Origin of the sequence: Pantoea sp. SO10 (assembly GCF_005281435.1) — a bacterium.
Taxonomy (GTDB): Bacteria; Pseudomonadota; Gammaproteobacteria; order Enterobacterales; family Enterobacteriaceae; genus Pantoea; species Pantoea leporis.
This window is the reverse complement of the sequence record NZ_CP040096.1, coordinates 400,824-416,874: the sequence shown is the minus strand read 5'-3', so window position 1 is coordinate 416,874 and position 16,051 is coordinate 400,824. Positions and strand designations below refer to the sequence as shown.

Here is a 16,051-nt window from a genome sequence, read left to right as displayed (position 1 = left end):
TCGCAATAAACGAAACCATCAATATTCGAAATAAACGAAATAATCTCTCTTTAGCTGACGCTTGAGCATTACTTCTCTACGTAATTCTCATGCATTATCGGGTTTGGAATGGTTTAACCACGCTGCCCTCGCTGGCAAACTTACCTTACGCAGTCTACGGTTAATCAAAAAGCATAATAATTTCATCAACCATGGATAGCCATTATGACCACCCATGTCGATAGCACAGCGCATCAGACAAGCGAACTGCTTCAGCTGCAGCAAATTTTACAGGCGCATCTCGAACATTTACTGCCTGCAGGACAGCAAAGCGATCGCGTGCGTGCCGCGATGCGTGCCGGTACGCTGGCGCAGGGCAAGCGCATCCGTCCTTTATTACTGATGCTGGCAGCGCGCGATATGGGTTGCGAGCTGACGCAAAATGGCATTCTCGATCTCGCCTGTGCCGTGGAAATGGTGCACGCGGCATCGCTGATTCTGGATGACATCCCATCAATGGATAATGCGCAGATGCGCCGTGGTCGCCCTACCGTGCATCGTGAGTTTGGTGAAAACGTGGCGATTCTCGCCGCCGTCGCGCTGCTGAGCCGCGCATTTGAAGTGATTGCCATCGCACCCGATTTGCCTGCGGTGCACAAATCTGAAGCGATTGCCGAACTCTCCGCCGCCGTGGGCCTGCAGGGATTAGTGCAAGGGCAGTTTCAGGATCTGCACGACGGCACCCAGAGCCGCAGTCCGGAAGCGATCGCCTTGACCAATGAACTGAAAACCAGCGTGCTGTTTCGCGCCACGCTGCAAATGGCGGCGATTGCCGCTGACGCTTCACCGCAGGTGCGGCAACGTCTTAGCTTCTTTGCTCAGGATCTGGGCCAGGCGTTTCAGCTGCTCGACGACCTCGCCGACGGCTGCAAACACACCGGCAAAGATGTGCATCAGGATCAGGGTAAATCCACGCTGGTACAGATGCTCGGGGCTGACGGCGCAGAACGTCGTCTGCGCGATCATCTGCGCAGTGCCGATGCACACCTTGCCTGCGCCTGCCATCGCGGCATCGCCACTCGCCAATACATGCACGCGCTGTTTAATCAACAGCTAGCGATGTTCAACTGAGCGCGGCTAAGCCGTTGGGCCACTTTGCGGTGATCGCGCCGCCGCTTTACAGCCACTTTCACGCGTTGCAGGCGTTAGCACAAACGCTGCTGGCGCGTGGCCATCGCATCACCTTCATCCAGCAAGCCGACGCCCGCACTTTGCTCAGCGACGAACGCATTAATTTCGTTGCAGTAGGCCAGCAAACGCATCCGGCCGGTTCGCTGGCGCCCGTGCTGCATCGGCTGGCTTCGCCGGGCGGCCTGTCGCTGTTCCGCGTAATCAACGATCTCGCCTCCTGCACCGATATGCTGTGCCGAGAACTACCAGCGGTACTGAAATCGTTGAACATTGATGGTGTGATCGCTGATGAAATGGAAGCAGCAGGCGGATTAGTCGCTGAAGCGCTGCATCTGCCGTTTGTTTCGGTGGCCTGCGCCTTGCCGGTCAACCGTGAAGCCGGCATTCCGCTGGCGGTGATGCCCTTCCGTTACGCTCAGGATGAAAAAGCGCTGAAACGTTTTCAGGCCAGCAGCGATATCTATGATCGCATCATGCGTCGCCACGGCGACGTCATCCTCAAACACGCGCGGGCGTTCAATTTGACGGAGCGGCGCGGATTGCATCAGTGCCTTTCGCCGCTGGCACAAATCAGCCAGATGGTGCCCGCCTTTGATTTTCCGCGTCAGCAACTGCCGGCCTGCTATCACGCCGTCGGACAACTGCGCGCGCCGCTTGCGGCAGCGCCGCTCAATGCGCCCTGGCCGGCGCTGCGCCAGCCGGTGGTTTACGCCTCGCTGGGTACGCTGCAAGGCCATCGCTTCCGCCTGTTTTTGCATCTGGCACAGGCGTGCCGCCGCCAGCAACTTTCGCTGGTGATCGCTCATTGTGGGGGATTGAACGCCGATCAGGTGCACAAGTTGCAACTGGCTGGTGCAGCGTGGGTGACGGATTTTGTCGATCAACGTGCCGCCCTGCAACACGCGCAGCTTTTTATTACTCATGCCGGATTAAACAGCGCGCTGGAAGCGCTGGAATGCGGTACGCCGATGCTGGCGCTGCCCATTGCCTTTGATCAACCCGGCGTGGCCGCGCGCATTGAGTGGCATGGCGTTGGACGGCGCGCATCGCGCTTTAACCGCGTTCATCAACTGGAGCAGCATCTGCGACAATTACTTACCGACGATCGCTACGCGTTACGGATGTCAGCGATACAGGCACAGTTGCAGCGCGCAGGCGGTTGCCAGCGTGCGGCCGACATCGTCGAACAAGCGCTGTGCCAGCAACAAGTTGTGCTGGCGGAGGCCACCTGATGCGTGCGCACTACGATGTGATTCTGGTCGGTGCCGGACTGGCAAACGGTTTGATTGCGCTGCGTCTGCGCCAACTGCAGCCGCAGCTCAAATGCCTGTTGCTGGAGAGCGACGCACATCCGGCAGGCAATCATACCTGGTCATTTCATCAGAGCGATCTTAGCGCCGATCAGCTGCGCTGGCTGCAACCGCTGATCACGGCGCGTTGGCCTGGCTATCAGGTGCGTTTTCCCGCGTTGCGCCGCAACCTGGACGGGGATTATTGTTCCATCGCGTCAGGCGATTTTGCCCGGCATCTACTCGCGGCGATGGGTGACGATCTGTGGACAAATGCTGCCGTTAAACAGGTAAAACCCACACAGGTGACGCTGGCGGATGGCCGTGAACTTGATGCGCAGGTGGTGATTGATGGCCGCGGCCTGCAGCCAACGCCGCATCTGCAACTGGGTTATCAGGTGTTTCTTGGACAAGAGTGGCAGCTGGCGCAGCCGCACGGCCTGCAGCAGCCGATCCTGATGGATGCCACCGTCGATCAGCAAGCGGGCTACCGTTTTGTCTACACGCTACCGCTCAGCGCCGATCGGTTACTGATTGAAGATACGCATTACGTTAATCAACCTACGCTAGCGGAGAACTCCGCTCGTCAGCACATCGCTGACTATGCCAAACAGCAAGGTTGGCGGCCTGGCACGCTGCTGCGTGAAGAGCATGGCATATTACCGATTACCCTGAGCGGCGATATTGATCGATTCTGGCAACAGCAGCGCGGCCAGCCATGCAGCGGCCTGCGCGCCGGACTGTTTCACGCGACAACCGGTTATTCTTTACCGTCCGCCGTGGCGCTGGCGGAGTTGATAGCCACGCTGTTGCCCACCGATGCCCGCACGCTCAGTCAACACATCGAACGCTTTGCCCGTCAGCAGTGGCGCGAGCAGCGATTTTTCCGCCTGCTGAACCGCATGCTGTTTTTGGCCGGTAAGCCGCAGCAGCGCTGGCGTGTAATGCAACGTTTTTACCGGCTCAATGCCGGGTTAATTAGCCGCTTTTACGCCGGACAACTTCGTCTGCATGATAAAGCGCGGATTCTGTGCGGCAAGCCGCCGGTGCCCATCGGTGAAGCGCTGCACGCGCTGTTGAATTCTGTCGAACCAGGGAAGAAAAAATGAAACGCACTTATGTGATTGGCGCAGGCTTTGGCGGCCTGGCGCTGGCGATTCGCCTGCAAGCGGCGGGCATACCAACCACCTTACTCGAGCAGCGCGACAAGCCGGGCGGACGCGCCTATGTGTTTGAAGATAGCGGTTTTACCTTTGATGCCGGGCCCACGGTGATCACCGATCCCAGCGCCATCGAAGAGTTGTTCACGCTGGCGGGAAAATCGCTCAGCGATTACGTCGAGCTGATGCCGGTCACGCCCTTCTATCGCCTGTGTTGGGAAGATGGCAAACAGCTCGACTATGACAACAATCAGCCGCTGCTGGAGCAGCAGATCGCGACCTTCAATCCGCAGGATGTCGCCGGTTATCGTCAGTTCCTCGCCTATTCGCGCGAAGTATTCAAAGAGGGTTATCTGAAACTCGGCACGGTGCCGTTTCTGCAGGTGCGTGACATGCTACGTGTTGCACCGCAGCTGGGACGTTTGCAGGCGTGGCGCAGCGTCTACAGCATGGTGGCGAAATTTATTCAGGACGATCACCTGCGGCAGGCGTTTTCCTTCCACTCATTGCTGGTGGGCGGTAATCCTTTTGCAACGTCATCAATCTATACCTTAATTCATGCGCTGGAACGTGAATGGGGCGTGTGGTTTCCGCGCGGCGGCACCGGCGCGCTGGTGAAGGGCATGGCGCGACTGTTTGAGGATCTGGGTGGCGAGCTGTTACTGAATGCCGAAGTGAGCCAGCTGGAAACCAATGAAAATCGTATTAGCGGCGTCCAGTTAAAGGATGGACGACGCTTCGATGCCGCAGCCGTAGCCTCCAATGCCGACGTGGTGCATACCTACGACAAGCTGCTACGCCATCATCCGAAGGCTAAGAAACGTGCGACATCGCTCAAGCGTAAGCGCATGAGCAACTCGCTGTTTGTGCTCTATTTTGGCCTCAATCAGCCGCATGAACAGCTCGCGCATCACACCGTCTGTTTTGGTCCGCGCTATCGCGAATTGATTGATGAGATTTTTAATAGCAGCCAACTGGCAGAGGATTTTTCACTCTACCTGCACGCGCCCTGCAGCAGCGATCCGTCGCTGGCACCACCCGGCTGCGGCAGCTTTTATGTGTTAGCGCCGGTGCCGCATCTCGGCACCGCTGACATCGACTGGCAACAGGAAGGACCGCGCTTGCGCGATCGAATTTTTGCTTATCTGGAGCAGCACTACATGCCGGGATTACGTCAGCAATTAGTAACACACAGAATGTTTACGCCGTTTGATTTTCGCGACACGCTGCATGCCCATCACGGCTCGGCGTTTTCGCTGGAGCCAATTTTGACGCAAAGCGCCTGGTTCCGACCGCATAACCGCGATGCCGATATCAGCAATCTCTATCTGGTGGGTGCGGGTACGCATCCAGGCGCGGGCGTGCCCGGCGTAATTGGTTCCGCCAAGGCCACCGCTCAGCTGATGCTGGAGGATCGCGCTGAATGAATCGACAGCCTTTACTCGAGCAAGTGACACAAACCATGGCGGTGGGCTCGAAGAGTTTCGCCACCGCCGCCAGGCTGTTTGATGCACCGACACGCCGCAGCACGCTGATGCTGTATGCATGGTGTCGTCATTGTGACGATGTGATTGATGGGCAAACGCTGGGCGAAGGCGGCACGCAGCATGCGGTCGAAGATGCACAGGCACGCATGCAGCATCTGCAGATTGAAACCCGCCGCGCCTACAGCGGCGCGCACATGGATGAACCGGCGTTTAAGGCGTTTCAGGAAGTGGCGCTTATTCATCAACTGCCGCAACAGCTGGCGTTTGATCATCTGGAAGGCTTCGCCATGGATGCGCGCGACGAACACTATACGAGTTTCGACGACACGCTGCGTTACTGCTATCACGTCGCGGGCGTAGTCGGTTTGATGATGGCGCGCGTAATGGGCGTGCGCGACGAAGCGGTGCTCGATCACGCCTGCGATTTAGGGCTGGCGTTCCAGCTTACTAACATTGCGCGCGATATCGTCGAAGATGCCGAAAATGGTCGCTGCTATCTGCCGCAAGCCTGGCTCGATCAGGCGGGATTACGCGCCGATACGCTGACAGCACCGCAACATCGTGCTGCGCTGGCCACGCTGGCTGCGCGTTTAGTGACAGAAGCGGAACCCTATTATCACTCGGCGCGGTCCGGCTTGCCGGGTTTGCCGCTGCGCTCGGCGTGGGCCATCGCGACGGCACGCGGCGTTTATCGCGAAATCGGGGTAAAAGTTCAGCACGCTGGCGTTCACGCCTGGGATTCACGACAGCGCACCAGCCGCGGCGAAAAACTGGCGCTGCTGGTGAAAGGGGCCGGCCTGGCGATCACTTCGCGTGTGGCTCGTCCGGCGCCACGTCCGGCTGGTCTGTGGCAGCGTCCTCGTTGATTTTTCTCCCGTGGCGCTGACGCAGCGTGGCTTGCAGCTTATTGAGCGGTGGCGCGTAGAGGAAACCAAACGACACGCAGCCTTCACGCCCGCGCACTGCATGATGCATGCGGTGCGCCATGTATAAGCGCTTGAGATAGCCTTTGCGCGGGATATAGCGAAACGGCCAGCGTTGATGCACCAGGCCATCGTGCACCATGAAGTAGAGCGCGCCGTAGGTCGTCATCCCGGCACCAATCCACTGCAGCGGCCACATGCCTTGCACGCCGACATAGATCAGCACGATCGCCAGCACCGCAAACACCACCGCATACAGATCGTTAAGTTCAAACTTGCCGCTGTGCGGTTCGTGGTGCGACAAATGCCAGCCCCAACCCCAACCGTGCATGATGTATTTATGCGACAGCGCCGCGACGATTTCCATCACCACCACGGTTGCCAGCAAGATAAGCACGTTCCATAACCAGATCATTGTTCGTCCATTTGTGGAAAAGGGAAATACTAAAGGTGGACGCGGATGAGCGATGGCGCAAGGTTTACCATGTTTAGAAATTTTAAAAGTCCACAACTCGTTAGAAAGCTGCATTGCAGAAAGCGCAGATTTCACCCATACTCACCACACTGATTTATACACGTGTTAACTACACGGGGGATTTATGCCTTCTACAGCCGTAAGACAAAAAAAAACTGTCAGCGTGACACTTGAACCTGCATTACTCGAGCAGGCTAGAGAAGCAGGGCTCAATTTATCCGCCATCCTATCTAAAGCTTTACATTATGAAATTCGCACAACCGAAGCGGAAAGATGGAAGCGTGAAAACAGTGAAGGTTTGCAGGAACTCAATCGCATAACCGAAGAACACGGTTTATTGTCGGATGAATACAGGACGTTTTAGACATGCAATATTTTATTTATCGCAATACCAATAGGAACAGCGAGTACCCTTATCTGGTAGACGTTCAAAGTGAGATTATCGGCGAACTGGCGTCACGAATCGTTATCCCGCTCTACCCTCTAAACCAGTTTAAAAAAAAGCAAGTTGAACGACTTAATCCGGTAATCAAGGTTGAAGGCGAGGAATTTCTGGTCATGACTCACGAAATGGCCAGTGTGCGCGTGTCGCTTCTAGGCGATCAGGTGATGGATGCACGTGTGTATCGCCAGCGGATTAAAGACTCGGTTGATTTTGTCTTTGATGGGTTTTGATACTTTACATCCTAAAAGCCCCTCGTTAGTATTGCCCTCCTTTCAGCAGTTAATCGCCGCTGCGTAAGCGTTAACGTCAACCAACGCACCATAAGCAGACTCGCTCTGCCTCATTGCTATGGTGCGAAAATATGACCCATACCGTTTTATCTGCGAATCCTGCTCTGCGTCGTTCTGGTTTTTTCCTGTTCTTACTGCTGCTGACAGCGGCCAACTTGCGCACGCCTATTACCGCGGTTGGCCCGGTGCTGGAAAACATCCGTCTGACGTTTGGCTTGAGCGCCAGTGCGGCGGGCGTGATCAACTTCTTGCCGCTATTGATGTTCGCTACCTTAGCGCCACCCGCAGCATGGTTCGGCAACCGTTTTGGTCTTGAGCGCAGTTTATGGGGCGCATTGCTGCTCATCACGCTGGGATCGATTCTGCGTATCAGCGGCAGTGAAAATGCGTTGTGGGTGGGAACGATCATCCTGAGCTCGGGGATTGCGGCGGCCAACGTGCTGCTGCCGCCGCTGATTAAGCGTGATTTCACCGAACACACCGCGCGATATGTTGGCTTGTACGCGATGACCATGGCGATCACCGCCAGCATTGCATCGGGCGTGGTGGTGCCGCTGGCAGAGTTGAGTCGCGCGGGTTGGCGACTCTCATTAGCGGTGTGGCTGATTCCGGCGATTATCGCTCTGTTGGCCTGGCTGCCGTACCTGAAAAAACCTGCGCCTCAGACCAAAAACAGCGCCAACGGCGCATCAACGCGCTCACCGTGGCGCGCGGCCTTAGGCTGGCAGGTTTCGCTGTTTATGGCCTGCCAGTCGTTGGTGTTCTACACCTTGATCGGCTGGTTTACGCCTTTTGCGCAAGACAGCGGCATTAGCCAGCTGGAAGCGGGTGGCATGCTGTTTGTCTATCAGATTGTGGCCATCGTTTCGAACCTGGCCTGCATGAGCGCACTGAAAAAAATGCACGACCAGCGGATGATTGGTTTTCTCGCATCGCTATCGATTTTTATCGCCGTCGCGGGACTGTTAATGGCACCGCAATACGCGCTGCCGTGGCTGATTCTGGCGGGACTGGGCGCCGGTGCATCAATGGTGATTTGCCTGTCGCTGTTTAATCTGCGCACCCATGATCATTTGCAGGCTTCGAAATTGTCGGGCATGGCACAGTGCGTCGGTTACGGATTAGCGGCGCTGGGCCCGCTCTGTTTTGGCCTGCTGCATGATGTCAGCGGCAACTGGCAGTGGCCGCTGATGCTGCTGTTGGTGATTGCGGGGTTGCAGATGATTGTGGCTACGCTGGCTGGGCGTGCGCGGGTTATTTAATCTGGAAATCATCCAGCGTGGTGCGGGTCAGGGGATCTTGCTGGGTGGCGCTTAACAGCGAATCGAGCAGACCCGGAAAACGGGCATCGAGATCGTCGCGTCGCAACGACAGCAGGTTTTCACGTCCAGAGGGTTTCTGCCAGATAATGCCGCCCTCGCGCAGTACGCGCCAGTGATGGGTCAACGTGGATTTGGAGACGCCTTTCAGCAGCGATCCGCAAGTATGTTCGCCGCCGTCCGCCAGAATGCTGATTACCGTCATGCGCATCGGGTTGCCCAACGCCGCCAGCACATTCTCCAGCCTGATTTCGTCGCGCGGTGGATGGTTTTCCAGCATGGCGTGCCTCTTAATAGTGGGTGAACCACGGATTATCAGGCAGGCAAGGCTCGATGTACAGAACACGGCGAGCGGTTGCCCGCCGTGAATTTGACATTACTGGCTAAGGGTTTGCTTGAGTGCCGCAATTGAGGAGGTTACGCCCGCTTCCACCGACATGGTGAGATCTTCCATTTCCAGCGATACCCAGTCGTTGTAGCCCATCATGCGTACCACCGAGAAGAACTCTTTCCACCACTGCAGATCCTGGCCGCAACCAACGGCAACATAGTTCCAGGCGCGATTGGCGACATCTTCTACCGGTTTGGTTTCCAACAGACCATTGATATCCACCAGCCCGCGCTCCAGACGCACATCTTTGCCGTGACAGTGATGAATTGCCGGGCCGAGCGCTCGTGCTGCTGCAATCGGGTCCGCGCCCATCCACAGCAGATGGCTGGGATCGAGGTTGAGTCCCACCATCTCACCCACCGCGTCGCGCAGACGGAACAAGGTTTCCGGATTCCACACCAGCATCGAACTGAAATTCTCCAGCGCGAATTTCTCCACACCGCTCTCTTTAGCGCGTTGCACCAGCCCTAGCCAGTAAGGGATTGCCACTTCATTCCACTGATAATCGAGGCAGTTTTTCAGCGTCGGCGGCCAGCTTACGGTGTAAGTGATCCAGTTTGGAATGGTGTCGTGCGGGCTGGCGGGCGGCAAGCCGCTCATCATGACGATTTTCTTCACCCCCAGTTCTCCGGCCAGCGCCAGCGCGTTTTCCGTATCGCGCTTATGTTTGTTGCCTAATTCGCCTGGATCGAGCGGATTACCCGACACATTCAGCGCCGCAATCGACATGCCGCGGCTCTCCAGCGCCTGCAACAACTGTTGACGCTGCGTGGCGCTGCCAAGCAACGCTTCGGTACGCAGATGCGGCGCTGGTGACCAGCCGCCGGTCGTCATCTCAACGCCGTAAACACCTAGCTCCAGCAACTTATCCAGCATCTGTTCAAACGGCAGATGACCCAGGCTATCGGTACAAAACGAAAGTTTCATGGCAATCCTTATTCGTAGTTAACCCAGCTCGCGCCGTTGTCCGCAGAACGCACGCAGTTTTCAATCCAGCGCACACCTTCAATTCCGGCGTTAATATCGGGATAGATCAGGTTATCAAGCGTGGTTTGGTCGCCCTGTTGGGTGGCGTGGATGGCGATAGCAAATTTCAGATAGATATTGGCCCAGGATTCCGCCAGGCCTTCAGTGTGCAGCGCGCCCAGGCGTTCATCGGCCAGGGCGCTTTCATGCAGGTACGGCATGCCGTGATGCATAATCTGATTCGGCTGGCCCTGCACTTCATATTTCAGCTCGCCTGGGTTGTAGTCGCTCCACTCCAGGCTTGCACGCGAACCAATCACACGAATACTTTGGCTGTCCATCGAACCGGCATTAATCGATGAGGCCCACATACGCCCTACCGCGCCGTTGTCGTAATGCATCAGCACCATGGCGTTATCTTCCAACGGCGCGCGCGACGGAATGAAGCTTTGGCGATCGCACAGCAGCGATTTCACTTTCAGTTCTGGCAACACCAGCTGGGAGATGTAGAAGGTGTGCGTCGAGATATCGCCGAGCACAAAAGACGGACCGGCAATCTTCGGATCGACGCGCCATTTTTGCGCTTCGCTAAATTTGTCGGCGCTGTCATTAGCGCTAAAGCCGTGGGTGTATTGCAGCTCCACCATGCGCACATCACCAATTTCGCCGTTGGCGATCATCGCCCGCATCTGCATCAGCAGCGGATGGCCGGAGAAACCGTAGGTCACGCCAACGATCAGCCCTTTTTCCGCCGCTAATGCTTTAATTTCCAGCGCTTCGGCGGTAGTGAAGAACAGCGGCTTTTCACAAATGACGTGAATACCGGCATTCAATGCCGCTTTGGTGATCTCAAAATGGGTGCCGTTTGGCGTGGCGATGGACACCACTTCAACGCCATCTTCACGCTTCGCCTCTTCGGCCAGCAGCTGCTGATAAGTGGCGTAGCAGCGATCCGCATCGAGCCCTAAGTTGACACCGAAATCGCGGCCACGCTCGGCATTGATATCAAAGGCGCTGGCCACCATCTGATACGCCGTGTTATCACGCAGCGCACCGCAACGGTGTTTATAACCCACCTGGCTGAGACGGCCGCCACCGATCATGGCCCAGCGCAGTGGGCGTGGAATACTCTTTTCACCGATGAGCATAACAACTCCTGTTTACTTTGCACTCGGGTGCAAAATGGTTTGAGGTAAGAGATCAGAGATTAATTTTTAGCGTTTTACTTTTTTGCTACCGGGTGCAAAATAAGCTGCACACGATAGGTAAAAACGAGATTTGCTTTGTACTGGTGAGCAAAATGTCAGCTAAGACGACTTTTTAGTCAATCTGGCAAAGTGCAAATCAGCGAAATCGATCACAAAAAGTTAATGAAATGCACCCGATTGCAAAAAACGTTGCAATCGGGTGCAAAGATCAAACATAATCGCAACATCCTAAAAACAGGGTTATTTGTCGCGCTTTACGCCAATTGCGTGCGCTTAGGTGTTTATTTTCCGTTGGGTTTCACGTTCAATGCTGTGGGTCTCCGCTTTTTCCCCTATGCAGGTGCTATGAGTAAACCAACCGCAAAATCCCACAAAGCCACCGCCAGCGATGTGGCAAGACTGGCTGGCGTCTCGAAATGGACGGTATCGCGTGCCTTTACGCCTGGCGCGTCAATTTCCGAGAAAGCGCGCGAACGCGTAATCGCGATTGCCACCGAGCTGGGTTATCGCCCTAACCTGCTGGCCCGCAGCCTGTCGCAGAAGAAGACACAGATTATTGGCGTGGTGATCGACGAGCTTAAAAATCCGCACTCGATGCTGATGCTCGACACCGTCACCCGCCAGCTACAGCAGCGCGGCTATATGGCGCTGCTGCTGAATATTGGTAGCGGTGAAAACTACCGCGCGGTGCTGTCGCTGGCCGATCAGCTGCAGGTCGATGGCATGCTGTTTCTCGGCACGGTGCTGAGTGATGAGCTGGTCGCCGTGGCGCGTGAAATGCACCACATTCCGCTGGTGCAGGTGTGCCGTAACAATGACGAGCCGGATATTGAAGTGGTCAATATCGATGGCTTGCAGGCGGGCAAACAGCTGGGCGAACTGCTGCTGGCGCAAGGTTATACGCGCATCGGGTACATGATGGGCCCGGCCACCAGCAGCCATCACACGCTGCGTTTGGAAGGTCTGCAACTTGCGCTGAACCAAGCTGGCCTGGCGCTGGAAGTGCTGCTCACCGCCGGTGAATACGCCCGCGAACGCAGTTACGCGGCGTTGACTGAGTATCTCAACGCGCACGCGCCCGATCAGCGGGTTGAAGCGCTGTTTTGCGAAAACGATGTGCTGGCGCTCGGCGCGCTGGCGGCCTTGCGCGAAGGTGCAGGCAACGAATTCATGGCGGTGGTGGGTTTCGATGACATCGATGAAGCCAGCTTGCCCAGCTGGCAGCTCACCACCTTCAGCCAGCGTATTGATTTGATCATCACTGAAGCTCTGAACCGGCTGATTGATGAACGTGCCACTCCGGGTGGCGTTTGGTCTCAGGGAGAATTGCGTATTCGACGCTCTCACCTGAAGCCATGAGGTAACAAGGAGGAGAGATGAAGTTGTCGTTGCATGGCGTGTCTGTTTGGTACAGCAATGCCGTCACTCAGTTACGCATCGCCCATGAGACTGGCTTTAGCGGGCTGGAGATCCTGCCAGAACATCTGTATCGCTATCTGGATAACGGTGGCAGCTATGCTGCCTACCGCGATCTGATGGCGAAATACAGCGTCGATATTACCTGCATCAATGCGCTGAAACGTATTGGCCGCCATGAGCCGGAAGCGCGAGCTGAGCTGCTGCGCGAAGCGGAAAAAATCTGCCAGGCCGCGGTGGAACTGCGTTGTCCGGTGGTGCAAATCATGGCGCTGACCGAACTCGATCATCTTTCCGCCGCCGAGCGTGATGCCATCCTGCTGGAGAATATCTCCGCCATCGCAGATATCGGCGCACCACACGGCATTAAATTCCAGATTGAAGTCGTCGCCTTCACCGCGTTCAATTCGCTGCAACACGCGCTGGATCTGATTAAACAGAGCGGCAAAGACAATCTTGGCGTGGTGGTGGATTTCTGGCACCTGCATGCCGGCGGCGGCACCACGCCTGCTGAAGTGGCGCGCATGGATAAAGACCTGATTTACGGCGTGCATTTCTGCGATGGCCGCGCGGCCAAGCCGGGTGAAGCCTGGGATGAGTGGGTACAGCGCGACTACGCACCAGGCCAGGGCGATGTGGATATTGCCGCCTGGGTGGCGGCGGTAAAAGCTACCGGCTACGACGGCGTTTGGTCACCGGAACTATTAAGCCCGCAAAACTGGGAAGACGATTTGTGGGATATTTCCCGTCACTGCTATGAAGATATGAATAAATATATTCATTAACATAAAGGGAGCCCGATAAACGGGTTTCCCGTAAATACGTTCACCATAAATGGCGACCGTATATTTACCCTATCTCTGAAAAAAACAATAACGAACGCAGATTCGTCGCTAGCGCCTGCGCGCTAATTGCGCACGGTCATTGCGTCTGAAATATCTGAACGTCGTGCTCTGTCAATATTCATCTGTTGAAGTTTAAGGGATAAAAAGTATGAACCGAAGAGAAGCGCTCTTTTCGCTCAGTGGAATTGTGGCATCCCTCGCCGTCGCGCCGCAGCTACGGGCGAAAGAGCTGCACAATGTGCCGCTGGAAACCCAACTCAGCACCGATCACCTGCCGCAACCGGCATGGCAAGATGGTTATCAGGTGCTCACCAATCCGCTGGATCGCCAGAATCTGGCAGCCATCTTTGACCGCCTAATCCCCGCCGATGACCTTGGCCCGTCCGCCAGTGAAGCGGGCGCGATTGAATTCCTCGATAACCAGTTAGCCGGTGATTATGGCTCTGGCGCGGCGCTCTATTTGCAGGCGCCGCTGCATCCGGAAAATGAAGCGGCATTGATGGGCAGCCCGCAATTTCTTACCCCGCCAAAAGCGCGCTACTTAACCGGTTTAGCCGCGCTGGAAAAGTGGGCGCAGCAACAGCATCAGGCTTCATTACATACCTTATCAGCTGAACAGATCGATACATTCCTGACAGCAATGGAAGACGGCAAGATCGATTTAGGAAAAGACGTGAATAGCCAGGCGCTGTTTGAATTAATGCTGCAAAACGCGCGCGAAAGCTATTTAGCGGATCCGATTTATGGCGGAAATAAAAATATGGTGGGTTGGAAGATGATCGGTTTTCCCGGCGCACGCTATGACTATCGCCCTTATATCGAACGCCGCAACGAAAATCTGGCGCTTATTCCCGTCAGCCTCATTCCTAACGATTAAATAGCCGGAGCTGAGTCAATGTCATTAGTAAGAAATAAAGCTGACGTGGTCATCGTCGGCTTAGGTTGGGCCGGTTCGGTGATGGCGGAAGAGCTCACCCGCGCGGGACTTAACGTGGTCGCCATTGAACGCGGTGCCTGGCGCGATACCTCGACCGATTTCCCGGTCGCCATTGATGCCGATGAACTGCGTTTCCACACGCGTCGCAAAATCCTGCAGCCGATGAGCGTGGAAACCACCACCTTCCGCAACCGCAGCGATCAGCTGGCAGCGCCGGTACGTAACTGGTCAGCGTTTCAGTTTGGCTGGAACGTTGGCGGTGCAGGCACGCACTGGGCCGGCATGTCATGGCGCTTTACGCCGTGGGATTTTGAAGTGGCGAAGCAAACCCGCGAACGTTACGGCGCGAAGAAGATGCAGGGTTTGCAGCTGCAGGATTGGGGCGTGACCTACGACGAAATGGCGCCGTTCTACGATCGCTTCGAGCGTATTGCGGGCACTTCCGGTATCGCGGGCAATCTTAATGGCCAGCCGCAAAAAGGCGGCAATATCTTCGAAGGCCCGCGTTCACGCGACTATCCAACCCCGCCGCTGAAAGATACGCACTGGATGAGCAAGTATCGCAAAACCACCGAAAGCATGGGGTATCACCCGTTCACGGTGCCGGCCGGTAATCTGTCGCAAGCTTATGTCAATCCGCTCGGCGTCAGCATGGGTCCGTGCACCTATTGCGGCTTCTGCGACTTCCACGGCTGCGGCAACTTCTCCAAGTCATCGCCGCAAGCGTGCATTCTGCCGGTGTTGATGCGCCGTCCAAACTTCACGCTGCTGACCGAAACGGAAGTGTTGCACGCCGTAAAGCATGACGACGGTAAAACGGTGAAAGGTGTGAAATTTATCACCCAGGATGGCGTGGAGGGCTTCCAGCCGGCGGATATCGTCTGCATTACCGCTTATCAGATGGATAACGTGCGCCTGATGCTGCTCTCCGGCGTGGGCGAACAATACGATCCGCTGACCGGTCGCGGCACCATTGGCCGTAACTACAACTATCAAACCTGCTCCAGCGTCACCGGCTTCTTCGATAACGAATACATGAACCCGTTCATCGGCGGCGGCGCATTGGCGGTGCAGATTGATGACTTCAACGGCGATAACTTCGACCACAGCGATCTCAATTTCATCGGCGGCGCGGGCATCATGGGCTTCTCAACCAACGGTCGTCCAATTCAGAACATGAACGGCCTGCGTCCCGGCACCAAACGCTGGGGCAGCGAGTGGAAAGCGGGCTATAAGCGCGATTACCAAACCGCCGGTACCATCTTCTGTCAGGGCACCTCGATGCCGATGCGCGAAGCCTATCTCGATCTCGATCCCAACTACAAAGATCGTCACGGCCAGCCGCTGATCCGCACCACATTCGACTGGAACCAGAACGATGTGCGCATGGCGAAATTCGTTACCGATCGCGCCATCGACATCATGAAAGAGACCGGCGGCCAGCATATCGTGGTGGATAACCAGGCGGAGAAGAGCTGGAATCCGTACCAGCAGCACAGCTCGCACACCATTGGTGGCGCGGTGATGGGCAGCGATCCCAGCACCTCCGCACTCAATCCCTATCTGCAAAGCTGGGATGCGCACAACCTGTTTGTGGTCGGCGCCTCCGCCTTCCCGAACAACGGCGGTTATAACCCGACCATCACCATTGGTGCGCTGGCGGTGCGTGCTGCGCAGGCAATCCACCAGAAGTACATCCATAATCCGGCACCGCTGGTGGGGGCGTAATC

At 56.2% G+C, this 16,051-nt stretch carries 16 protein-coding genes; 12 read left to right on the top strand and 4 right to left on the bottom strand.

The features are described from left to right. Positions 1 to 204: 204 nt before the first annotated feature. Genes FCN45_RS21435 through crtB form a run of 5 tightly spaced genes read left to right on the top strand, consistent with a single transcriptional unit; the run spans position 205 to position 5,972 of the window. The gene (locus FCN45_RS21435; protein WP_101761112.1) at positions 205 to 1,110 is read left to right on the top strand and encodes a polyprenyl synthetase family protein; all 906 of its coding nucleotides are present in this window, start codon (positions 205 to 207) and stop codon (positions 1,108 to 1,110) included. A gap of 14 nt (positions 1,111 to 1,124) precedes the next feature. Continuing rightward, entirely contained in the window at positions 1,125 to 2,402 is a 1,278-nt protein-coding gene (locus FCN45_RS21430; RefSeq protein ID WP_137387193.1) for a glycosyltransferase, read from the top strand. Then, the gene (crtY, locus tag FCN45_RS21425) at positions 2,402 to 3,568 is read left to right on the top strand and encodes a lycopene beta-cyclase CrtY (protein ID WP_101761114.1); all 1,167 of its coding nucleotides are present in this window, start codon (positions 2,402 to 2,404) and stop codon (positions 3,566 to 3,568) included. The genes FCN45_RS21430 and crtY overlap by 1 nt, the downstream gene beginning before the upstream one ends. After that, positions 3,565 to 5,046, top strand: a complete 1,482-nt coding sequence (locus FCN45_RS21420) for a phytoene desaturase (protein WP_137387192.1) — start codon at positions 3,565 to 3,567, stop codon at positions 5,044 to 5,046. Before crtY ends, FCN45_RS21420 begins: the two co-directional genes overlap by 4 nt. Further along, on the top strand, positions 5,043 to 5,972 hold the full coding sequence (gene crtB / locus FCN45_RS21415; protein WP_137387191.1) for a 15-cis-phytoene synthase CrtB: 930 nt from the start codon (positions 5,043 to 5,045) through the stop codon (positions 5,970 to 5,972). Before FCN45_RS21420 ends, crtB begins: the two co-directional genes overlap by 4 nt. On the opposite strand, the gene FCN45_RS21410 is transcribed toward crtB, so the two are convergent. Beyond that, positions 5,911 to 6,444: a sterol desaturase family protein gene (locus FCN45_RS21410; protein WP_101761117.1), complete on the bottom strand. Its 534-nt coding sequence runs from the start codon at positions 6,442 to 6,444 to the stop codon at positions 5,911 to 5,913. The genes crtB and FCN45_RS21410 overlap by 62 nt on opposite strands. Positions 6,445 to 6,628: 184 nt before the next feature. On the opposite strand from FCN45_RS21410, the gene FCN45_RS21405 reads away from it, so the two are divergent. The 3 genes from FCN45_RS21405 (at position 6,629) to FCN45_RS21395 (ending at position 8,501) form a co-directional block, all read left to right on the top strand. Beyond that, a complete protein-coding gene (locus tag FCN45_RS21405) occupies positions 6,629 to 6,868 on the top strand; it encodes a type II toxin-antitoxin system CcdA family antitoxin (RefSeq protein WP_137387190.1) in 240 nt (79 codons plus the stop codon). Between the two features lie 2 nt (positions 6,869 to 6,870). After that, positions 6,871 to 7,179, top strand: a complete 309-nt coding sequence (locus tag FCN45_RS21400; protein ID WP_137387189.1) for a CcdB family protein — start codon at positions 6,871 to 6,873, stop codon at positions 7,177 to 7,179. 131 nt (positions 7,180 to 7,310) lie between these two features. Next, positions 7,311 to 8,501: an MFS transporter gene (locus FCN45_RS21395; RefSeq protein WP_101761120.1), complete on the top strand. Its 1,191-nt coding sequence runs from the start codon at positions 7,311 to 7,313 to the stop codon at positions 8,499 to 8,501. Here the strand turns inward: FCN45_RS21395 and FCN45_RS21390 are convergent. The 3 genes from FCN45_RS21390 to FCN45_RS21380 all read right to left on the bottom strand — a co-directional run bounded on the left by FCN45_RS21390 (position 8,494) and on the right by FCN45_RS21380 (position 11,063). Then, a complete protein-coding gene (locus tag FCN45_RS21390; RefSeq protein ID WP_137387188.1) occupies positions 8,494 to 8,838 on the bottom strand; it encodes a helix-turn-helix transcriptional regulator in 345 nt (114 codons plus the stop codon). The two genes, FCN45_RS21395 and FCN45_RS21390, sit on opposite strands and share 8 nt — an antisense overlap. 96 nt (positions 8,839 to 8,934) lie before the next feature. Beyond that, positions 8,935 to 9,876, bottom strand: coding sequence for a sugar phosphate isomerase/epimerase (locus FCN45_RS21385; protein WP_101761122.1), 942 nt, complete (start codon positions 9,874 to 9,876; stop codon positions 8,935 to 8,937). An 8-nt stretch (positions 9,877 to 9,884) separates the two neighbouring features. After that, a complete protein-coding gene (locus FCN45_RS21380) occupies positions 9,885 to 11,063 on the bottom strand; it encodes a Gfo/Idh/MocA family protein (protein ID WP_137387187.1) in 1,179 nt (392 codons plus the stop codon). A 405-nt stretch (positions 11,064 to 11,468) separates the two neighbouring features. On the opposite strand from FCN45_RS21380, the gene FCN45_RS21375 reads away from it, so the two are divergent. From FCN45_RS21375 to FCN45_RS21360, 4 genes are all read left to right on the top strand, one after another. Beyond that, positions 11,469 to 12,482, top strand: a complete 1,014-nt coding sequence (locus FCN45_RS21375) for a LacI family DNA-binding transcriptional regulator (RefSeq protein WP_137387186.1) — start codon at positions 11,469 to 11,471, stop codon at positions 12,480 to 12,482. Positions 12,483 to 12,499: 17 nt separating this feature from the next. Further along, entirely contained in the window at positions 12,500 to 13,324 is an 825-nt protein-coding gene (locus FCN45_RS21370) for a sugar phosphate isomerase/epimerase (RefSeq protein ID WP_101761125.1), read from the top strand. 208 nt (positions 13,325 to 13,532) lie between these two features. Then, positions 13,533 to 14,261 (top strand): gluconate 2-dehydrogenase subunit 3 family protein, encoded by a 729-nt coding sequence (locus FCN45_RS21365; protein ID WP_137387185.1) that lies wholly within the window; start codon positions 13,533 to 13,535, stop codon positions 14,259 to 14,261. Between the two features lie 18 nt (positions 14,262 to 14,279). Continuing rightward, a complete protein-coding gene (locus FCN45_RS21360) occupies positions 14,280 to 16,049 on the top strand; it encodes a GMC family oxidoreductase (RefSeq protein WP_137387184.1) in 1,770 nt (589 codons plus the stop codon). Positions 16,050 to 16,051 lie beyond the last annotated feature (2 nt).

Coding starts and splice junctions, on each gene's coding strand:
- FCN45_RS21390 (WP_137387188.1), bottom strand. CDS start 8,838: ATGCTGGAAAACCATCCACCGCGCGACGAAATCAGGCTGGAGAATGTG.
- FCN45_RS21410 (WP_101761117.1), bottom strand. CDS start 6,444: ATGATCTGGTTATGGAACGTGCTTATCTTGCTGGCAACCGTGGTGGTG.
- FCN45_RS21435 (WP_101761112.1), top strand. CDS start 205: ATGACCACCCATGTCGATAGCACAGCGCATCAGACAAGCGAACTGCTT.
- FCN45_RS21370 (WP_101761125.1), top strand. CDS start 12,500: ATGAAGTTGTCGTTGCATGGCGTGTCTGTTTGGTACAGCAATGCCGTC.
- FCN45_RS21380 (WP_137387187.1), bottom strand. CDS start 11,063: ATGCTCATCGGTGAAAAGAGTATTCCACGCCCACTGCGCTGGGCCATG.
- FCN45_RS21400 (WP_137387189.1), top strand. CDS start 6,871: ATGCAATATTTTATTTATCGCAATACCAATAGGAACAGCGAGTACCCT.
- FCN45_RS21375 (WP_137387186.1), top strand. CDS start 11,469: ATGAGTAAACCAACCGCAAAATCCCACAAAGCCACCGCCAGCGATGTG.
- FCN45_RS21420 (WP_137387192.1), top strand. CDS start 3,565: ATGAAACGCACTTATGTGATTGGCGCAGGCTTTGGCGGCCTGGCGCTG.
- FCN45_RS21385 (WP_101761122.1), bottom strand. CDS start 9,876: ATGAAACTTTCGTTTTGTACCGATAGCCTGGGTCATCTGCCGTTTGAA.
- crtB (WP_137387191.1), top strand. CDS start 5,043: ATGAATCGACAGCCTTTACTCGAGCAAGTGACACAAACCATGGCGGTG.
- FCN45_RS21360 (WP_137387184.1), top strand. CDS start 14,280: ATGTCATTAGTAAGAAATAAAGCTGACGTGGTCATCGTCGGCTTAGGT.
- crtY (WP_101761114.1), top strand. CDS start 2,402: ATGCGTGCGCACTACGATGTGATTCTGGTCGGTGCCGGACTGGCAAAC.
- FCN45_RS21395 (WP_101761120.1), top strand. CDS start 7,311: ATGACCCATACCGTTTTATCTGCGAATCCTGCTCTGCGTCGTTCTGGT.
- FCN45_RS21405 (WP_137387190.1), top strand. CDS start 6,629: ATGCCTTCTACAGCCGTAAGACAAAAAAAAACTGTCAGCGTGACACTT.
- FCN45_RS21365 (WP_137387185.1), top strand. CDS start 13,533: ATGAACCGAAGAGAAGCGCTCTTTTCGCTCAGTGGAATTGTGGCATCC.